General features: G+C 68.9%; 1 protein-coding gene and 1 tRNA gene. One reads left to right on the top strand and one right to left on the bottom strand.

All coding sequences use genetic code 11. The features are described from left to right. Positions 1 to 2,161: WYL domain-containing protein (locus Q0629_RS03730; protein WP_298779103.1), on the bottom strand; the 2,161-nt coding region annotated here is incomplete at its 3' end. 255 nt (positions 2,162 to 2,416) lie between these two features. Here Q0629_RS03730 and Q0629_RS03725 point away from each other — a divergent pair. Beyond that, positions 2,417 to 2,479 (top strand) — tRNA-OTHER (locus tag Q0629_RS03725). The last annotated feature ends 204 nt before the right edge of the window (positions 2,480 to 2,683 follow it).

The following is a 2,683-nucleotide window of genomic DNA, read 5'->3' as shown; positions in this document are numbered from 1 at the left end:
GCTCCTTCTCGTCCTGGGCGTTGTAGAGGATGTGGAGCAGGCGCGCCCCATCGGGCCCGGTTTGGGGGCGGCAGGGGAAGCTGGCGAAGTGCAGGAGTGCCCGCTCCATGGCCTGCCGTTCCTCCGTCAGCAGCAGCACGACCGGCTCCGTCCGCGCCGAAGGACGGACTGCGGCCTCGGCTGCGGCGTACCTCGTGCCGAGGACGGCGCACCGGATGCGCGCCAGGTTGATCGTCTCTTCCCAGGCCGGCCGCCCCGGGTCGGCGCGCCGGGCCAGGAGACGAAACCGGTCGTCCTTCAGGGAGTATTGAAGCCTTCGGGGCAGGAAGTTCCCGCGGACCTTGCGCCCGTGTCCCGACGTGAAGTGCGCCCACAGGAGCCGCCCCTCCCGGAGGGCCGTCAGGACCGTGCGAAAGACGCTGCGGTACCCCTCGTCCCGGAAGGGGTCGGGGTCGCGGGAGCGGTCGAAGGCGCAGAGGTCTGCGGCCTGGAAGAGCGGCTTTGCCCCAGCCAACTGGTCCCTCGCGCGGCGCAGGGCCTCCGGCTCCAGGAAGAGCCCCATCCGTTCGTCCTCCAGCAGCGCGGCGAGCCACCGCCGCTCCAGCGTGGAGAGCGGGCGGCGGACGGAGCGAAGGCGGGGGATGAAGGAGCGGCCGGTCCCCCGTCGAAAGAGCGGCCATTCCCCCTCCGCCAGGGGAGGGAGAAGCAGGGTGGAGGTTTCGGCGAACCCCCACCGGGCGACGTCCCGTCGGATTGCCTCCGGGGTCAAGGGGCCCTCCCGGTCGGCCCGCTCCAGCAGCCGGGCCCCGATGACGTAGTAGCGCCCGAAGGCCTCGTGAAAGAGCGCGTCCGCTGCCCCGCATCGCGTGCCGTCGTCGCTTGCGGCACCCCCTTTCGGGCCGATGCGAGTCGTTGCTGCCTTCACCACCGGCCCCTCCTTCGGCATCGGGCTGCAGAGGGCAGCCCCGCTGCCGGGGAGGGAGTAGAGCGCCTCCATGCGGCGGAGGTCGTCGTGGAAGCGCCGCAGCATCCGCCGGTTGTCACCCCTCAGGCTCAGGATCCGTCCCGTGAAGGTCCGCAGAAAGGGAAGCATCTCCATGGAGTCCGACGCCCTGCGCTCGTAGACGATCGTCCCGTCGGGTCGCTCCGTCACACTCCCCCCGCGCCCCTCTCGTTTCAGGCGCTCTGCCACGTAGCGCTCCCGTCGTCCCTCCGTGGTCAAGACCATGCGCACCCGCTCCTCTCGAAGCGGGTAGGGAAGGCTGGCTCCCCACAGGCGGGGAAGGAGGGCGTCGAAGGCCTGCCGCTTGACCTCGAAATCGGGGTTCAACTCCCCCAACCGCGCCGAATCCACGCGGTCCAGTCGGATCAGGGTGAAACGCTCGCCCCGATGCAGGACGCCGTAGCGCCGCCCGCTCTGAAGTCCGAACAGGGCCTTGACCGGCGTCCCGGAGACGGTGCGGTCGCGGAGCTTCAGGACGACCCCCCTGCTCTCGGTCGCGGCCGTCAGCAGGGTGAGGAGGACCGCGTCGTCCAGCGTGTGGACGAGGAAGTCGTGCTTGAAGCGAAAGAGGACGTTGACCCGCCCCAACTCGTCCTGAATGCGGGCGCCGAGCTGCCCGAAGGGAGCCGCCTCCGTGAAGAAATCGACGGCCTCCAGCAGGTCCTCGTCCAGGTCCTCCGCGCACAGGGGCGCGAGGCAGTACCGCCGGCGGCGCCCCGAATCGACCTCCTCCACAAGCCCCAGCTCCGCGTACTCCTTCAGCTTCAGGCGCACCGTCGCGGCCCCGAAGACCTCGCCCCAGCGCTCCGCCAGGGCGTCGGCCGCCTCGTCCGCCGCGAGGGGGCCGACGCCACTCAGGAGGTCCAGCAGCAGGAAGTGGAGCAGAATGTCGTTTCGGGTGAAGCTCTTGGTCGCCCACAGGGCGTAGAGCGGGTTGCGTGGCTCGTCCGCGGCGTCCAGGCAGAGGGAGACGGCGCGGCCGCCTGGCGCGGGGGTGCGGCGCATCGAGTCGCCAAGCCAGCTCTCAATGCGTCGGCGCTCGTTGTCGTAGCTCCGCCCCGTCTCGTACTCCTCGCGGGTCCGGTAGCCGAACAGGTAGAAATCCCGAAGATAGTGGCGCGCCCGATCCAGGCTTTTGACAAGTTCCGAAAAACGCATCCCCTTCCCCCCTTCGTCCTGAAATGGGACCTTTATGCCCTTCCTTTCAGCATACCACGCCGCCTCCCCCCGCGTATCCCAAAGTTCGCAAGTTTTTTTGAATGAACTTTTTGTCCCGATCGGTTATCCTGTATTCAGCGCGTCGGGGGACCTCAAAAAAGTCCGGCGGCGCCCTTGAGCACTGCTCCTGGGCGTTCCGCTGAGCCGCCGCGAGGAATCCTGGGGTTGCGGGTTCGAATCCCGCTCCGGTCGGGAGGCCGGATAGCTCAAAGGCAGAGCGCAGGGCTGAAGTTGCGGGTTCGAATCCCGCTCCGGCCGGGAGGCCGGGTAGCTCAATGGTAGAGTTGCGTAGAAACAAAACGACGAAGTCGGAACGATGGGATATGGCGCTTTGCCGGTTCGGTCGGAGTTTTGGCCGGACGCCCCTGAAACCGTCTCGAGGCGTCCGAGGCCCCGTCCCGGACCTGCCGCGGCCCAGGCCTCCCCGATGGGGACGGCTCCGGCCCGGCGTGTCCCGGACGG

Source organism: uncultured Fretibacterium sp. (assembly GCF_938030725.1).
In the GTDB taxonomy this organism is placed as follows: domain Bacteria; phylum Synergistota; class Synergistia; order Synergistales; family Aminobacteriaceae; genus Fretibacterium.
This window is presented reverse-complemented; position numbering and strand designations above follow the sequence as displayed.